Source organism: Streptomyces sp. CB01373, from assembly GCF_002803075.1.
In the GTDB taxonomy this organism is placed as follows: Bacteria; Actinomycetota; Actinomycetes; order Streptomycetales; family Streptomycetaceae; genus Streptomyces.
In genome coordinates this window covers 54,711-70,472 of sequence record NZ_NNBK01000007.1, presented here as the reverse complement: position 1 = coordinate 70,472, position 15,762 = coordinate 54,711, and the positions used below count along the sequence as shown (strand labels likewise).

The window sequence follows — 15,762 nt, the reverse complement described above, 5'->3', positions numbered from 1 at the left end:
GCGCTGCCTCACTCAGAGTCTGTGGAAGGACAGGTCGTACTGCTCGCCGAGCACGGCACGGCCTACGGTCGCGAGAACGTGATCGGCGTTGTCGTGGAGTTCGTACAGCGTCAGGTCGCGCAGGACCCGCTCCACGGGGCTCGGGCGGATCAGGCTGCGGGCGCCGCAGGCCTGGATGACGTGATGCACCGTTTCCTGTGCCAGATGCGCGATCGTGTGCCAGGCTCTGGCGCCGGCGATTCGGGCCTCGTCGTCCCTGCCCTCGTCCCACAGGCCGGCGACGTGGCGCAGCCAGAGGTGCCCGGTCTCGACGTTGACCGCCATGCTGCCCACTCGCTGCTGCACATAGGGGTCACCGCCCTTGCCCTGTCGTTTCAGGTACGCGAGCCCGTACTCGTACGCGGCGAGGGCGCCGCCGAGGAAGCTGGCCGCGTAATGGGGCACGAACACGGTCTGCCACTGCCCCTCGAAGTAGCTGCCGGGACCTCCGACAAGATGCTCGCGCGGTATGAAGGTGTCGTGAAAGCGCACCGCGTGGCTGACCGTCGCACGCATGCCGGCGGGGTCCCACCAGGAAGCATCCACGGTCACGGTCGGGTCGGACAGGTCGCAGGCCAGCAGCAGGAGCCTCCCGCGGGCCCCCGGGGTGGTCTGGCGGGCTCCGCCGGGTGTCTCCGGATCGACGAGCAGGATCGCCCACTGTGCTCCGGTGGCACCGGTGGCGAACGCTTTGCTGCCACGGAGGACCCAGCCGTTGCGGACAGGGACCAGTGTGGTGCCGAAGCGAAGGCTCTCGCCCGGCTTCGGGGCTTGGGGCTCGCCGCTCCAGGCGGCCCATTTCTCCCCGTGTTCCACCACGCCTGCGAACCAGCGTCGCTTCTGCTCGGGGGTGGCCAGGGCGTCGATCAGGACCAGTGCGTTGGCGTGCCCTTCCCAGCAGCGGGCCAGTGACAGATCCGCCTTGGCCAGCGTCGTGGTCATCTCCCACAGGGGCAGGGTGCGGCGCTGCTGGGGGCCGTAGCCCAGGCCCCCGTATTCCCGCGGCACGGTGGCGCCCAGGAGACCGCTGGAGAACAGGTCGTCGAAATCCTCGGCGGGGAAGACGGCCTCGCGGTCGTACTCCACAGCGCGGGGGGCGAACTTGTCCGCGGCGAGCTTGGCCGCTGTCGCGAGAACAGCCTGGTCGTCTCCGGTCGCCGGGCTGCGGACGGATCCGGCGGCGCGGGGCAGGTCGTCGGTCATGTGGAGGTAGCCTCCAAGTGCCGTGTCACGTTCGGCAGGCGGGCCGTGGGCGGTCCGGACGAGGACGTCGCACGGGTCGTCATGGTGCCTCCCGCCCCGTGCGGTGTGCCCGTGCCGGTCCGCCTGATGCGGTGAGGTCGTGGACAGCGGCCTGCTCGGCCGATCCGGAGCAGATGGACCGCAGCGGCAGCGCGTCGGGCATCGGATGGCCCGTCATCAGCCTGAACTGCTCGCGGACCTCGACGAACAGGACCTGCCAGCCGTCGATGCCGACCAGCCCGCGAGCACGGGTGGCGCGCGCGAGCGCGGTCGGCGGATCGCGGTAGGCCATCTCCAACACCACCGCGTCCCTGTCGGCCGCGGCAACCGGGAACGGCTCCCGCTCCACCAGGGGCGTGGCATGCACGAGCAGGTCGTACCCCGCCGGGGAGAACCGGGACAGCGGTATGTAGGGAAGCCCGAGCCGCGAGGAGGCTTCCAGACCGTGCGCGATCCCCCGGTTGACAAGGGTCACCCTGGCTCCGGCCTCGCGCAGGGCCCAGGCGACGGCTCGTCCGGCGCCGCCGCAACCGATGACGGCGGCCGTACGGCCGCTCGGGTCGACTCCACCCAGGGCAAGGGGGCGCAGGGCACCGACGGCGTCGGTGGTGGCCGCCCGCCAGCGCCCCTGGTCGAGCCACAGCAGATTGGCCGAACCGCATCCGAGCGCCTCCGGGTCGGCGACGTCGGCCACGTGGAGGGCGCTCTCCTTGTGCGGGGCGGTCACGGTCAGCCCGTGCAGGGGGATCCCGGCCAGCGCCCCGAAGTCGAAGCCCCACTGCCAGAACCGGGAAAACCTGTCCACCTGGAAGGGCAGGTACAGCGCGGGCAGCCGCAGTTCCCGCAACGCCGCGTTGTGCAGCCGGGGCGACAGCGACCCTCCCGGCGCACGCCCGGCAATGCCGAAAAGGCCGCTGAGCGGCGGCAACGCGGGCAGGCCGTAGTCGGCCAGGAGCCGGCCCACACTCGGCATGCCGTCCTCCCCCTGCGCACCGACCCGGCCGAAGACGACGGGCGCCCCCAGCCACGGCGCCAGCACCCGGGTCCACATGCCGACCGGACCGGACGCGAACGCCGTCACGTCGGTACGCCCGAGCCCGGTGAGCAGCAGCGGCGCGGCAAACCCGTACTGTCCTTCGCCCGCAGGTGGTGCGAGGAGGTACAGCGCCGCCGGCACGGCGGACATCGCGGCGAACCGCTCCCGGAGCCTTCCTGCTGCCTCCCGCAGCCCCGCTCGACAGCGCCCCTCGGCCCTCCCCGCATGCCCGGACGCGTGCCATGAGACACGCCGCCGCCGGGCGGGGACGGCCGCCAGCAGTTCCTGCTGCACGTCGTCCATGGCCTCGAGGTCGACCAGTTCATAGTGGTCCGCCGCGCGCAGCAGCCGGGTGCGCCGTTCCACCGGGCCGGCAACCGAGCGGCCACCCTGTCGCGCAGAGCGCAGGCAGTAGGTCAGCTGCCCTCCGAAGTGCCGACGCAGCCGGGACGGATCGGGATCGCCGACCAGATCGGCCCGGACTTCCAGTTCGTCGGCGACCCCTGCGAGGCCGCGCAGCGAACCGGGGGTGAGGTCCTCCGGTTCGGCGGCCACCGCCACCAGCCGGGCCCGCCGCCCGGGGGCGGCACCGTATCCATTCGTCGCTCGCGCCACTGGCATCCCTGCCTCACCCCTGTCCCGGAGTGGTGCCGCAAGCGCCGGAGGACTCGGCGAGTTCGCACAGGCGGCCGCGCACGGAACGCTGGATGTGCTCGGCGCACCGACGGTACGCCTCCGGAGGCTGCCCCTCCGGATCCGGGATGTCATGGTTCGGATCCAGCCGGAGGGTACGCTCCTCGGCTTCGGGCGCCATGGCGATCACCCTGTCCCGATGGGCCCGGGTCATGCAGTAGATGACGGAGCTGACCCGGCACAGTTCCAGGGTGACCGAACGAGCACGGTGACGGCGGGGATTTCCCCGGCCCGGCACACGTCGCAGGCCGAGTTCGGCAAGCGCGGACCGGGCGCCAGGAGCCATCGCCCGCGCGGGCATCGGCGTCGCCAGTCCCGCGCTGGAGAACCGGAAGGCGTGTGCGATCCCCGCCTCCGCGGCTTCGGCCCATGCGATGACCTCCGCCATGGGCGAGCGGCACGTGTTCCCACCGCAGACGAACAGCACCCGGTACGCCGCGCCGGTGCCGCGGGTGCGCCACCAGAGGACGGCCGACGGGCAGGACAGGGCCGCGGCGGCGCCGACCCCGAACACCAGCGCGATCAGCTGGCTGCTCCCGGGAGGCGGGAGCCCGGCCAGCCATGCGAGCGAGAAGGAGGCGACCAGGCCGGACATCAAGCTGGCGAACGCCCAGGCCGGCACACCCCAGGTGTATTCGCGCCGGTCGAGGTAGATCATCGAAGCGAAGACGAACAGCACCTCGTAGACCACTCCTATCCCCGCTGCCCCCAACGCGGCCGGAGTACCCAGGAACGTGGTGAAACCCGCGCCCAGTTGCGGTTGCCCGGCCAGCGCTCCCGCGCCCAGGAGCACGGCCAGCCAGACCGGTGCCGCGACATGCTCCTCCACGAAGAATCGCCGGTCCGTCGCGACAATCCCGTTCTTGGCGACGCGACCCATGATTTTGAACCGGCCCAGGTAGCCGACGAGGTAAATGAGGACACTCAGAACAGCGGTCGGCGTGAGGTGATAACTGTTCACATCACCGAGAGCCACCGAAACCGCTACCACGCTGAGGAACAGTGCCAACCAGGAATGTTTCATGACCGGACGATTGCCCGCTCTGTCGATCAAGGGGGAGAGAATGAGAACTCCGCCCCGCATCATCAACAGCATGAAGAGGATCGAGACGCCGGCGAAAGTGTAATTCATCGTGGTGGCGCCGATGATGAGCGAGGTGAAGAAGCCGGCAGCCAGCGTCTCCCGCCCCGCCGTCGGAATCCGGCGCCCGCCGATCCCGCTCCGGCGCATGTGTCGCCACCGACCCGACACGCCCAGGAAGGCCATCATCGCGGCGATCTGCCCGAGGACGGATGCGGGCAGCATCTCGTAGCCACTGATCGGCTGGGGCGACAGCGGAGTCACGCCACTGGCCAGTGCCTTCACCAGCATGGCGTAGGGAATATACGATACGAAGTATCCGAAGGTTAGCCAGCCCATGTGAGTCCCATTGCTGGTCGAACGTCAAGTTGCTAACGCCGCACGTTCGGGATTGGCACGTCTGGTCTGAAATCCGACCCGAATGAATCTGCGTGCTGTTCAGGATTTTTGAGCGTGTCGGCATTCACCGAGAGATGTTGTGCACATCAATGGCTCACGAAAAGCGCGCAGGCAATCGCGTTGACTTTTCTCAAAATCGTACCGTCCACGGCTGCCTGCAGCCAGCGCAGGAGCGAAGTGCGCAGGTGCGTGGGGGAGCACTCCATGGCGGGCGCCGCGGCGCCGCAGGGCGAACACCGCAGACCTGGTGGCCGGGGATACGGACAGCGACGGGGACGGGACTTACCTCCGTACGCGTCCCGTACGGCAAAAGTGCGCAATGTGTACGGTTATTGGGTTAGGGTGTCGGTCAGGAGGTGTTTCATGTCCGAGTTGTTCGACGCGGTCGACGCCTTGGTCGCGTCCCGTTCCCCGCTGCCGCCGCCGGAGGAGCGCAAGCGGCTGCGCCAGGCACACGGCCTGACACTGGACGAAGTGGCCGCCGCGCTGAAGGTGCGCCGGGCCACGGTGTCCGGCTGGGAGTCCAGCAAGACTCGGACCGAGCCGCGGGGCCCGGAACGTGAGGCGTACGCACGGCTGTTGAAGCACCTCGCGGAGCTCTACCCGACGGCCTCTGCGGCTGAGGAGGCGGCCGCCCCGGCGCCGGAAGCGCGACCACTGTCCGCAGCCCCGCCCTCCGAGACCGCGGGCATGCCCGGCTCCGAGAACACTCGGACTCCCGCCCCCGCTGCTCCGCAGGCCGCGCCCCGTCCGGCGCGCACCGCCGGGCCGTCGTCGACGTCGCGCCGCCCGGCCGCGAAGAAGGCCGCCCCCGCCGACACCCCGGTGGGCGGCACCGATGCGAGGTTCGAGAACGGGCCGCTCGCCGTCGTCGACGTCGAAGACGGGCAGGTGCTGGCGTACTGTGTCGGCGGTCTGGTCCTGGACGTGCCCGCCAAGAGCATCCCGGCCCTGGTGGAGTGGACGCTCAAGGAGGCGCGGCTCGGTCAGCCCAAGCTGTCCGGGCCGGGCAAGGACGCCGACCCGCTGATCGTGCTCACCGAGGCGGCGCTGAAGCGCTACGGCCTGCCGGTCACCCTCACCGATGAAGAGCGGCTCGCCGGGCGGATCCCGGAGGGACACAAGGTCGTCAAGCAGTTGGTCCGCGCGGAGTGGAAGCTGACGAAGCGCGGGTTCGGGCCGTGGGCGAGGATCTACCGCCCGGCGCAGGGATCGGAGCGGGCCTGCGTGCAGCTGTGCATCCCGTCGTGGCATGCGCTCGACTCCCGTCACTGGGGCGGGGCCGCGCAGCTGGGGCCGGCGGACCTGGTCCGGGTCCTGGGTGTGTACGCGTCCCGGGTGATGACGCCGCGCGGCTCCACCGCCGTGACCGGCCTGGAGTTGATGACCGCGCTGCACCCGCCGACTCACGCCGTCCGTGACGAGGGCACCGGCGGCTTCAGGAAGTCGGAGACCAAGACGCCGGGCTCGCTGGGCGAGCAGCCGGTCGACCCGGCGCCGTGCGAGGCCCCCGACGGGCACCCGCTGCTCAAAAACCTGCCGCGCTTCCACGTCCGCGGTCCGGGCGAGAAGCTGTTCGAGGAGGCCTTCGACTGGGCGCGCCCACTCACCGACGCCGAATGCATGCACCGCAATCTGGTCGGCATCGACGTCAACATGGCCTTCGCAGCCGGAGCCAACGGCCTGGTCGTCGGCCTGGGCGAGCCGACGCACGTGAAGGCGCCGGCGTTCGATCCGAAGCTCCCGGGTAGCTGGCTGGTCGACCTGTCCCATGTCGACCTGTCCCGGGTGAGGGTCGGCAAGGACACGTGGGTGGACCTGGACGCGAGCCTGTTGCCGAGCCCGTTCACGCCGAGGGGTGAGCGGCCCGAGGGCCCGGCCTGGTACGCGACTCCCACAGTGGCGTACGCGGTGGAGCTCGGCTACGACGTCACGCCGATCGAGGCGTGGGTGCGCTACGACAACGGCCGCTACCTGGATGCCTGGTACAACCGGCTGCGTGACGCCTTCCTCGCCACGATGGCCGACCTCGGTGTGCACGCGGACATGGCACCGGCCGACTTCCTCGCGGCGATGCATGGCTGGCGCGGCCGCGATCCGCAGCTGGCGATCGTCGTGGACGCGGTCAAGGCGACGGTCAAGGGCGGCCTGGGCAAGCTGCGCGAGCGGCCCCGGGGTGAGGGCTGGCGACCCGGTGAGCCGTGGCGGGCGCTGTCCCGGCCCACGTGGCGGCCGGACATCCGCGCGGCGGTCATCTCCCGCACCCGGATCAACTTCCATCGGAAGATCGTCAAGCATGCGGTGTTCACCGGGCAGTACCCGGTCGCCGTCCTGTCCGACTGTGTCGTGTACGCGGTCGACGGCACCGGCCCGCTGGACTTCCTGCCCTACCGGGAGGGCAAGCCGCTGCCCGGCGGCTTCAAGCTCGGCATCAACCCCGGCCTGGTCAAGCACGAGGGCACCCAGACCGTCCTGTGGGGCGAAGAGGTCCGCGAGCGGTTCAACGCCCCGGAACTCAACCTCGCCCGGTACATCAAGGACGGCACCGTCACCGACGTCGACAACGGAGAGTAGGAGTAGGCGATGACCCTGTTCGGGGACGGCCTGGACACCGCGGTGCAAAAAGCCTTTACCCGCCCGACACCCAAGAGCGCGCCCGCGCAGATGCGGTACCTGGTCAGGCAGCTCAAGACCACCAAGGCCGTCGCCCAGATGCTGCGGATCTCCCAGCGCACCGTCGAGCGGTACGTGAAGGACCAGATCAAAAAGCCCCGCGCCGACCTCGCCGCACGCCTGGAACACGAGGTGAAGAAGCGCTGGCAACCGCAGATCCGGGCCAAGGCCCGGCAGAAGGCGGCCACCACCGGCGGCATCGTCATCGACACCCGCGCCCGCCTCGGCTACACCGCGCCGATCGGGTCGACGGACCAGGACCGCATCCGGCACCTGACCGTCGCCCTGCCGCCCCGCTACGCCGCCCGCCTCTTCGCCGCCCAGGAGGCCGGCGCCACCGACCAGCAGCTGAGGGAGATCGCCGCCGAAGCGCTCAAGGAGGTGTACTTCCAGGACAACGGCCGCCGCGCCGGCCAGCTGGAGGAGGTCCGCTTCACCGACATCGAGCACCTCGAGTTCGACCTGTAACAGCCGCGCCCCTGTCGCTGCAACAGCTTGGCTGCCAGGGCATGCCCGTAGTGAACGGCGAGCTACTTGCGGCCTTCCCCGCGGTTGATCGCAGGGATCCTGCGGGCCGCGGGCCGCGGACTAGGCTCGTGGTGAATCATCGCTACCGAACAGGGGGTCCGCGGGATGAGCGGGACGGTCACAGCGGTCAGCAGCAACAACGAGTACTCGTTCACCAAGCCCAACCGGGCCAGCATCGCGTTGCTCGCCGGGCTCGGGGTGGAGGGGGACGTGCACGCCGGCGTCACGGTCAAGCACCGCTCGCGTGTCGCGCAGGATCCCACCCAGCCGAACCTGCGCCAAGTCCACCTCATTCACGAGGAGCTCTTCACCGAAGTCGGCGAAGAGGGATTCAAGGTGGCGCCCGGCGAACTCGGCGAGAACATCACCACGAGCGGCATCGACTTGCTCGGCCTGCCCGTCGGGACACTGCTGCGCATCGGCGACGAGGCGATCGTGGAGGTCACCGGCCTGCGTAATCCCTGCCTGCAGATCGACAAATTCCAGGACGGCTTGCTGAAGCAGGTCGTCGGCCGCGACGAGGCCGGGAACATCGTGCGTAAGGCCGGGATCATGAGCGTCGTCCGGGCGGGCGGCGTGGTGCGTCCCGGCGACACGATCACAGTGGAGCTCCCGGACGAGCCGCATCGGCCCCTCGACCGGGTCTGACCTCCTTGTTGAGCAGGTCGTGACGTATCGATGGCCGCGGGTCTCGGCCCCGCCCAGGAGGCCGGAGGACGTCGACAGGGGCGACCACTGCTGCGACACACCGGCCGTTGCGAGAACTACGTTGAGATCCACTGAGCCATCGCCGGCCTGGTCTCCGACCGCACCGCCTTACGGGCCTGCCGCCGCCGGCCGAGCACCGAGTCGGTACACGTCCGCGCGGCGGTCTGCCGAATCACCCGCGAGCCGAACTGTCAGGCCGGCACGACCCAACCTCGATCGCGGGTCAGCCCGTCAGAGGCCGAGTTCGGAGGTGATGTTCTTCCACAGGTGTTCGGCGGCGTTCTGGTCGATGGCCCAGGCGGCCACTCCGGTCTTGCCGGGGGCCGGGGCGGGCTGCAGTTCGGCTTCCTGGCAGTCCTCGAAGTAGCGGCCTGTGAGGCCCTCGGTGAGCGGGGAGGCCGCCAGGAGTGCTGAGGTGGCGGCCCCCTGCTGGGGAGTTTTCCAGCCCGGGGGTACCTGCAGCTTGTTGCCCTGCTCGTCGGTGGCGCCGACGAAGCGCAACTGGTCGGCGCTGAGATGGCGCTGGGGGTTGGTCATGATGCCGCCGGGGTGCAGGGCGTTGGCGTTGATGCCGTCGGCCGCCCACTTGCCGGCCAGGGCTACGGTGAACAGGATCGCTGCCGACTTCGACTGGCCGTAAGCCGTCCACGGCTCGTAGGGACGACGGGTGAAGTGGATGTCGGCGAAGTCGACCGGTGCCATCAGGTGCGCGGAGGAGGCGACGGTGACGACGCGGGCACCACCGGCCGCGCGCAGCGCGCCGTGGAGTCTGAGCGTGAGCAGGGCGTGGCCCAGTACGTTGACCGCGTACTGCTTCTCCCATCCCTGTGTGGTGCGCGTCAGTTCGGGCAGGGCCATGATGCCGGCGTTGTTGACCAGGATGTGCAGCGGGCCGTTCCAGTCGCCGGCGAACGCGCGGACACTGTTCAAGTCGTCGAGGTCGAGGTGGGCGACGTATACGTTGCCGCTGCCGGCGTCCTGGCGAATGCGTTCGGCGGCGTGCGCGCCGGCTTTGGTGTCCCGCACGGCCAGGGTGACCTCGGCGCCCGTACCGGCGAGCGCCAGGGCGGTTTCCAGGCCGATGCCCGACGAACCGCCAGTGACGACCGCGCGCCGGCCGCTCAGGTCGACGCCCGCGAGGACCTCCAGGGCTGTGGACGTGGCTCCGTAGGGGATGAGGGTGGTTTCAGACACGAGAAGGGCTCCTGATGCTGGTCCGTTGAGAGTCCCGCAGGACGTGCGGGGTGAATGCGCGGAAGGCGGCCTTCCAGCCGGCGGGGTGCAACGGTGGTGGCCGGTGCGGACGCCCATGGTCTGGGGCAAGGTGTCGTTGCCCTGGGGTGCGCCAGGGGGGCGGGTTCTGCGAAGGTGTGCGGGGTTGTGCCGGGGGCCGAAAGCTCCGCGGCGGTCTCGGCGAAGCTGTTGCCGATGGGTCAGGTGACCTCGGTGGTCGGCCGTTGGAGTCGGCTGTGATCGGCATCGTCAACCAGGGTGCCGAGGGCTCCCTGGAATCGCCTGGCCGTCATGCCGCACCGCCGAGCTGATGCAGGAAGTGCGGGACGCCGACCTCGCCCCAGTGCTCGGCGATCTTGCCGTCCCGGACGACGTCGACGGTGGTGCCAGTGAGCCTGCCGCTGCGTCCTGCGGACGGCACCCCGAAGAACTCGCCGGTCTGGCGGGCGGTGAGCGCCCACCGAGTGGCGACCTTGTCGCCTTCGGCGACCTGATCGAGGACCTCGACGTGGACGTCGGTGAAGGCCGCGAAAAGGGCCTGTTCCGCCTCGAGCCAGCTCTGGCGGGTGAACTCGAACCCGGACGAGGGGTGGATGGTCAGGTCTGCGGCGATGTACTGGTCCCAGGTGCTCTCCAGGTCGCCCTTCTCGTAGTCCGTCCAGAAGTTCCTGACGACGGTCTTGGGGTCCACGGCGTATCTCCTTGGCTCCGATTTGAATCCAACCAGTTGTTTGCAATGTAGCGCGCCTCTCTCATTAAAACAACCGGATGGTTGCTTTGGGGTGGTCGTGTGCTGCCTATCAGGCCGGAGGTGCCACGTCCGTGGCCGTACGAGGCGGTGCGCGGCTCTTGCGGCAGTGGTTCCTGGACAGGTGTCTCAGTCTGTGGCGGCCGGAAGTTGCTCGGCCATGGCGGCGGTCGCGGCGACGACGGCAGCACGGTGCCGCCGCCGTCTGGTGGTCTCGTCTGCCTGCCGCGGATTGCGAATGGCGGGAGGCGTTGCCAGCCATGCCTGTGCTGCGGACAGTGCGATCATCAAAGCGTCCATCGCGGCTTCGAGGTCCGCGCCGTAGGCGTCGGCGATGGCCTGGGCCTTGGAAAGGTGGGCCTCCAGTTCCCCGGGGGAGGCTTCGGGACGTTCAAGCGTCTTCCACTGTGTGAGCCGGATCAGGTCGGGGTCCGCGATGAAGGCGTCGAAGAGCGCGCCCGCATACGCCGGCAGGTCGCCCGGGGTGAATGGCGCCACATCGGCCAGGATCTTCAGGCGTGCATCGAGCACGGCATCGAAGAGGTCGTCCTTGGAGCCGAAGTAGGCGTAGATTGCCTGCTTGTTGGCCGGAGCTGCCTTGGCGATCCGTTCGACACGGGCACCGGCGAGCCCATGAGTGACGAACTCGCCGTGAGCGGCTTCGAGTAGGCGCGCACGCGTTGCGGAGGAGTCGTAAGCCATGGTGAGAGGATAAATCCAGACGTCTGGTTCACGTCCTCCCCGTTCCGTTCGACGATCATGCGGCCGCGCGGCAGCATGACACAGTGCAGGAACCTCCCGCACCAGCGACGATGCGGGGGAGAAACGGCCGACCGTCAGGTCGGCGGGCCCACACCCTCAGGCATCGAGCACAATTGGTCCAGCTCGCGGCCGATCGCTTCCCGCAGCACATCGTGCCGTGGGCCCAGCCTGAACTGCTCGTCACTCCACCCCTCACGCGGATACAGCCACACCGGCTTGCTCACCAGCTCGGCCGACTCCCAGTCGAACCGCGGCCAGACATGGACGTGCAAGAACGGTCCGTGTTGCCAAGGATCTCCAGGTTGACCCGGCGGAAATCGGGGTCCAGCCGCCGGCAGGCCCGCTCACCCGAGTCGGTCCATGTCGGACAGAAACCCCAGCCGCATGGCCCCCTCGACCGTCGCCGACCAGGTCGCCGCCCTGCTTGCCGAGCTCCAGCCGGACATCCCCGTGGCCATCGAGTTCGCGGCATCGGTGGATCTCCTCGCAGCACTGCGTGCCCGAGAGCTCGACCTGACCGTGGCGCACCTGCCCGTGGAGGAACCGGGCCTGCGGGTGATGCCACTGGCGCGCTACGAGTTCGGCACCGTGGTCCCTGCCGACGACGAACTCGCACAGCGCACCGACATCACCGTGGACGACTTGGCGGCCCGGCGGGTACTCATGGTCACCTCCGCCGTCCAGCCGGCGACGCTGGAGCGGATGACCCGATGGCTGACCGGAGCCGGAGCCGGGGCCGTGGTCGAGCAGCTGCCCGACCCTGACCTCGTACGCCTCGCTCAACTGGTTCACCACGGTCACGGCGTGACACTGATCGGGACGACCGGCGTGGCCGCCCAGATCTTCGCCCAGCCCGGCCTGACCGTGGTGCCCATGCGTGACACCGGGCCAGGCGTCGAACTCGGGCTCGTATGGCGGACGGAATCCGGCCCGTCCGTGCTCATCCAGGAACTCACCTGCCGGCTGGCCGAGCTCATCGACAAGGGGCCGATGTACGTCTGACCACCGGCACGAGGCAAAGGCGGGGCTTCCCGCATGCGGACGAATGCCCGGTCCTGACGCATGCGAAATGGCGGACGCAGGAATTCGGTCAAGGCGGCCACGGCGTGGATCACAGGTCGTCGACGGGAATGTCCAGTCGATCGGCGACCGTGGTGAGGGCCGCTCCCAGGGGGAGCGCGATGCGGGTGAGGGCGTGCCGGTCGCCCCGGGTCGGGTCCCGGTTGACGATCAGTACCGGCTTCCCGGCCTGGGCCGCCTGGCGGACGAACCTGAGCCCGGACATCACCGTCAGTGAGGAGCCCAGGACCAGCAGCGAAGCCGCCTCACGGACCAGCTCGCGGCAGTGCTCGACCCGCCGCGGCGGAACCGCTTCGCCGAAGAACACCACGTCCGGTTTGAGGATGCCGCCGCAGATCGTGCAGGGCACCACGCGGAAATCCCCGACCTGTTCGTCGGTGAGGTCGGCGTCACCGTCCGGGTTGATGCCGGCGGCCACCGGCTCGAAGCCCAGGTTGGCCTCCTCCAGCCGCCGGGCGAGTTCGCGGCGCGGGCTGAAGGCGCCGCAGGAAAGGCAGACAACCCGGTCCAGGCTTCCGTGGAGTTCCACGACGTCCCCGCTGCCGGCGGCCTGGTGCAGGCCGTCGACGTTCTGGGTGATCACGCCCGAGAGCAGGCCATGCCGCCCGAACGCGGCCACGGCCCGGTGCCCGGCATTGGGGCGGGCGCGGCCGAAGGTGCGCCATCCAAGGTGGCTGCGCGCCCAGTAACGGCGCCGGGCCTGGGCGCCGGCGGTGAAGTCCTGGTAGGTCATCGGGGTGTGCCGGCTCAGGCTGCCGCCCTCGCCCCGGTAGTCGGGGATGCCCGACTCCGTGGAGAGGCCCGCCCCGCTGAGTATCAGCACCCCGCCGGTGCCCAGGGCATCGACGACCGGCTCCGGATCCGTGGTGCCGGGCGGTAGGTCCTCGGCAGGGGTCCAAGTCATCGTGGGGCGCATGCGCATACCCGCCAGGGTACGGAACAGGCTGCCGGTGCCCGCTTCCGCCGTCGATGGCGTCGTCGGCTCGGGTGTGCGAGCGACCGGCGCGGAACGCCTCTGGCCGTTTCGTTGAACAGCGATACCGGCCCTGCAAACGGCTCGGGCGGCACTCGCGCGGTGAGCGCGGGTGCCGCCCGGAGCGACGTCGAGGGCGAGGAAAGCGAAAGAACTTGTTTTCAGGGAAAGTGAATGGAGAAGGAAGCCCCTTCATGGCCTCGCCACGGGCAACGCTAGCACTCAGCCCGGGATCAAGTCGCGCAGATTTTCGAGGGTGATGATTTGAGAGTCCGGGTGCAGCCCCTCGGGTCGTTCGAGACCGATGTACATCACGGGCTCGTCCGGGACCGGCTCGCCGTCCCACACGTCGACGGCCGTGGTGTCGCCGGCCATCAGGTCGATCAGGTAGCGCACTGTCAGATGCTCGCGCTCCACGACGGCGCGCACCACCTTGGACACCGACAACTGATTCTCCTCGACCCGGTTGGCCGACGAGATGCCCTTCAGATACAGATGCAGCCACTTCGCGCTCCACCGGCCGTCGTCCTCGCGTCGGAACACCAGCGGCAGCGCCACTCGACCCGCCCCGCGAAGCTCCGACTTCATACGCACCGTGCGCGGCTCGAACGGACGGCCCTTCTGCTCACCATCGCGCAGCATGAAACCGAAGAACGACTCCTCGACCTCCTCGAAGCCTTCGCCGGCGTAGATGTTGACCTGCGGAACGATGTACGCGCTGCGTACCCGGTCCAGGGACAGGTTGATGAATTCCGAGGCACCGTCGGGCGCCTCGGTGACATCGCCCGAGTGCTCGCCCCCGACACCTGTCAGGGATGTGTAGGAGAGCCAGTAGTCGGCGCTGTAGTCGGCGTGGAGAAGCAACGCTGAGAGGTCGTAGTCGGTCCTTTTCTCGGTCTCCTTCCAGTACACGAAGAAGCGCAGTTGTTCGCCGTCGACCGCCGACACCGAGCCTCGCGGCAGTACGCCGAGCCCTGCCGCGGTCGCCCTGCCGCTGAGCGGGAGCGCCACGTCGAGGACGTCGGGGTCGAGCAGCAGCCGGCCCGGTGCCGGGAGCCTGCGGCGCATCTCGGCGTCGAGGGCGGCGATCAGACGATCGCGGTCGGCGGCGGTGACCGGCGGCCGGACGTCGGGGATGACCCAGCCGCGGCCCCGGCGGTTGACGAAGACCCGCGATTTGTCGGTCTCCTGCTCCCGGTTCTGGAAGTGCTCGCGGACCGAAAGCACGACCCGGCCGGAGACCTCGGGAGCGACTCGCACCGCGGCGGCCACCACCGCGTCCCGCTCCTCCTGGTCGGCGGCGATACGCAGCAGGAGGTCCAGGGCACGGAACAGCTTGCCGGGCGCGGACTTCAGCAGCTGCACCGCACCGAGCACGTCGGACTCGTCGAGCAGTTTACCGACACGGCTGTCGAAGGACCGCGCCTCCTTCTCGCCCCGCGCCACGGCGAACACATCGGCGGCGTGCGGCCAGCGCGGGTACTCGTGCGGGTGGAGACGCTCACCGAGCCGCTTGAAAGGCTCGCGGTGCGCGTGCGCATCGGCCAGCTTCGCGGGGTTCGCCGCGACCACGGCATCGAGGCCCGCGAGCAGCGCACGGCGGACCGGCCGCGAGAAACCCCGGAACCGGGTCGGCTCCTGCAGCGTCACGTCGCCGCCCGACAGTGCGCAGGCCAGCCGCAGCACATCAATGACGGTGTCCAGCAGGAGATCCGCGCCGACAGCGAGACGGGCCTCGTTGACGACCGCCCGGTTCTCCCGGACCGGGATCGACTCCGGCTGGGGGCCGAGCGCACACCGCTCGGCGAGCATCTTGAGGTCGCGCAGGTGGTCCTCCCCCAGCGGCGTCGTGCTGCCCGCCAAGGACAGGTACAGGTCCGTGAGTTCGTCGTCCAGGTCCCGCCCGAGATGCAGGACGGTCACCCGGTCGCCCGCCGAGGCGATCAGCTCGTCCTGCGCCGCGAGCATCTCCTCGTAAGTGTGCTGGTAGCGGCCGTACGTGGGGAGGCTGAGCAGGTCCAACACCCCGTGTGCCAGCTGCGTCAGCACGTTCTCACGCGACTTGTCGTCGCCGAGCACCTTCGTCACACACCGCATCCAGAACTCTTCGGTGTCCGGCACGTTCGCCGGAAAGTCGATGAAGTACGAGTTGTGCCGCACGTGGTCGCCCACCATCTCGCTCACGGTGCTCAGCGTCCGCTTGGCGGTGTGCACGACGGCAGCCTCGGAAAGCCCCGACAGCCGCTCCAGCAGCTCCGCCGAGAGCTTGAAGCCCACCGATGTCAACGCCGCGTCGAACTGCCGTGCGACGGCGGCTCCTTCCCCGGCGGAGCCCTGAGGGGAAAGGCGGTGGGTGTGCCGGATGACCAGCGATTCGAGACGGTGCGCCATTCGGGGATAATCGCAGAAGTGGGCGAACCGACGCACAGGAGTTTTCTGTACGCGCTCCGACGCGGTGTGGGTCGGCCGCTGGGAGCATGTCCGCGCGATCGACTCACCGGCGCCACTCGGGATGCGGACCGTACTCACCGATCGGCAGATACGGCCCGGTGAACTCCCACTCCGCA

12 protein-coding genes and 1 pseudogene are annotated in these 15,762 nt (G+C 69.5%); 4 read left to right on the top strand and 9 right to left on the bottom strand.

From position 1 onward, the window contains the following. Positions 1–12: 12 nt before the first annotated feature. The 3 genes from CG719_RS12470 to CG719_RS12460 all read right to left on the bottom strand — a co-directional run bounded on the left by CG719_RS12470 (position 13) and on the right by CG719_RS12460 (position 4,382). Entirely contained in the window at positions 13–1,242 is a 1,230-nt protein-coding gene (locus tag CG719_RS12470) for an acyl-CoA dehydrogenase family protein (protein ID WP_100568654.1), read from the bottom strand. A 79-nt stretch (positions 1,243–1,321) separates the two neighbouring features. Next, a complete protein-coding gene (locus CG719_RS12465) occupies positions 1,322–2,932 on the bottom strand; it encodes a type I 3-dehydroquinate dehydratase (protein WP_159024859.1) in 1,611 nt (536 codons plus the stop codon). 13 nt (positions 2,933–2,945) lie between these two features. Further along, positions 2,946–4,382 (bottom strand): arsenate reductase/protein-tyrosine-phosphatase family protein, encoded by a 1,437-nt coding sequence (locus tag CG719_RS12460; protein ID WP_159024858.1) that lies wholly within the window; start codon positions 4,380–4,382, stop codon positions 2,946–2,948. 471 nt (positions 4,383–4,853) lie between these two features. Between CG719_RS12460 and tap the strand changes: the two genes are divergently transcribed. The 3 genes from tap (at position 4,854) to CG719_RS12445 (ending at position 8,339) form a co-directional block, all read left to right on the top strand. Continuing rightward, a complete protein-coding gene (gene tap, locus CG719_RS12455; RefSeq protein WP_100568651.1) occupies positions 4,854–7,064 on the top strand; it encodes a telomere-associated protein Tap in 2,211 nt (736 codons plus the stop codon). Between the two features lie 9 nt (positions 7,065–7,073). Next, a complete protein-coding gene (tpg, locus tag CG719_RS12450; RefSeq protein WP_100568650.1) occupies positions 7,074–7,631 on the top strand; it encodes a telomere-protecting terminal protein Tpg in 558 nt (185 codons plus the stop codon). 165 nt (positions 7,632–7,796) lie between these two features. Beyond that, entirely contained in the window at positions 7,797–8,339 is a 543-nt protein-coding gene (locus CG719_RS12445; protein ID WP_100568649.1) for an MOSC domain-containing protein, read from the top strand. Positions 8,340–8,630: 291 nt separating this feature from the next. On the opposite strand, the gene CG719_RS12440 is transcribed toward CG719_RS12445, so the two are convergent. The 4 genes and pseudogenes from CG719_RS12440 to CG719_RS12425 form a co-directional block, all read right to left on the bottom strand. Further along, a complete protein-coding gene (locus CG719_RS12440) occupies positions 8,631–9,593 on the bottom strand; it encodes an SDR family NAD(P)-dependent oxidoreductase (RefSeq protein ID WP_234375537.1) in 963 nt (320 codons plus the stop codon). Between the two features lie 328 nt (positions 9,594–9,921). Then, a complete protein-coding gene (locus CG719_RS12435; RefSeq protein ID WP_159024857.1) occupies positions 9,922–10,323 on the bottom strand; it encodes an ester cyclase in 402 nt (133 codons plus the stop codon). A 186-nt stretch (positions 10,324–10,509) separates the two neighbouring features. Further along, entirely contained in the window at positions 10,510–11,082 is a 573-nt protein-coding gene (locus tag CG719_RS12430) for a TetR/AcrR family transcriptional regulator (protein ID WP_100568646.1), read from the bottom strand. A gap of 134 nt (positions 11,083–11,216) precedes the next feature. Continuing rightward, a pseudogene (locus CG719_RS12425) lies at positions 11,217–11,531 on the bottom strand (diadenosine tetraphosphate hydrolase); the annotation flags it as partial. On the opposite strand from CG719_RS12425, the gene CG719_RS12420 reads away from it, so the two are divergent. Then, entirely contained in the window at positions 11,503–12,144 is a 642-nt protein-coding gene (locus tag CG719_RS12420) for a LysR substrate-binding domain-containing protein (protein WP_100568645.1), read from the top strand. The pseudogene CG719_RS12425 and the gene CG719_RS12420 overlap by 29 nt on opposite strands. Before the next feature lie 109 nt (positions 12,145–12,253). Here CG719_RS12420 and CG719_RS12415 read toward each other — a convergent pair whose 3' ends face one another. Together CG719_RS12415 and CG719_RS12410 are read right to left on the bottom strand one after the other, a co-directional pair. Continuing rightward, positions 12,254–13,144: an NAD-dependent protein deacetylase gene (locus tag CG719_RS12415; protein ID WP_100568644.1), complete on the bottom strand. Its 891-nt coding sequence runs from the start codon at positions 13,142–13,144 to the stop codon at positions 12,254–12,256. 273 nt (positions 13,145–13,417) lie between these two features. Further along, positions 13,418–15,586, bottom strand: coding sequence for a TerD family protein (locus CG719_RS12410; protein ID WP_100568643.1), 2,169 nt, complete (start codon positions 15,584–15,586; stop codon positions 13,418–13,420). Between the last annotated feature and the right edge of the window lie 176 nt (positions 15,587–15,762).

Coding starts and splice junctions, on each gene's coding strand:
- CG719_RS12470 (WP_100568654.1), bottom strand. CDS start 1,242: ATGACCGACGACCTGCCCCGCGCCGCCGGATCCGTCCGCAGCCCGGCG.
- CG719_RS12460 (WP_159024858.1), bottom strand. CDS start 4,382: ATGCTGGTGAAGGCACTGGCCAGTGGCGTGACTCCGCTGTCGCCCCAG.
- tap (WP_100568651.1), top strand. CDS start 4,854: ATGTCCGAGTTGTTCGACGCGGTCGACGCCTTGGTCGCGTCCCGTTCC.
- tpg (WP_100568650.1), top strand. CDS start 7,074: ATGACCCTGTTCGGGGACGGCCTGGACACCGCGGTGCAAAAAGCCTTT.
- CG719_RS12445 (WP_100568649.1), top strand. CDS start 7,797: ATGAGCGGGACGGTCACAGCGGTCAGCAGCAACAACGAGTACTCGTTC.
- CG719_RS12430 (WP_100568646.1), bottom strand. CDS start 11,082: ATGGCTTACGACTCCTCCGCAACGCGTGCGCGCCTACTCGAAGCCGCT.
- CG719_RS12420 (WP_100568645.1), top strand. CDS start 11,503: ATGTCGGACAGAAACCCCAGCCGCATGGCCCCCTCGACCGTCGCCGAC.
- CG719_RS12415 (WP_100568644.1), bottom strand. CDS start 13,144: ATGCGCATGCGCCCCACGATGACTTGGACCCCTGCCGAGGACCTACCG.
- CG719_RS12410 (WP_100568643.1), bottom strand. CDS start 15,586: ATGGCGCACCGTCTCGAATCGCTGGTCATCCGGCACACCCACCGCCTT.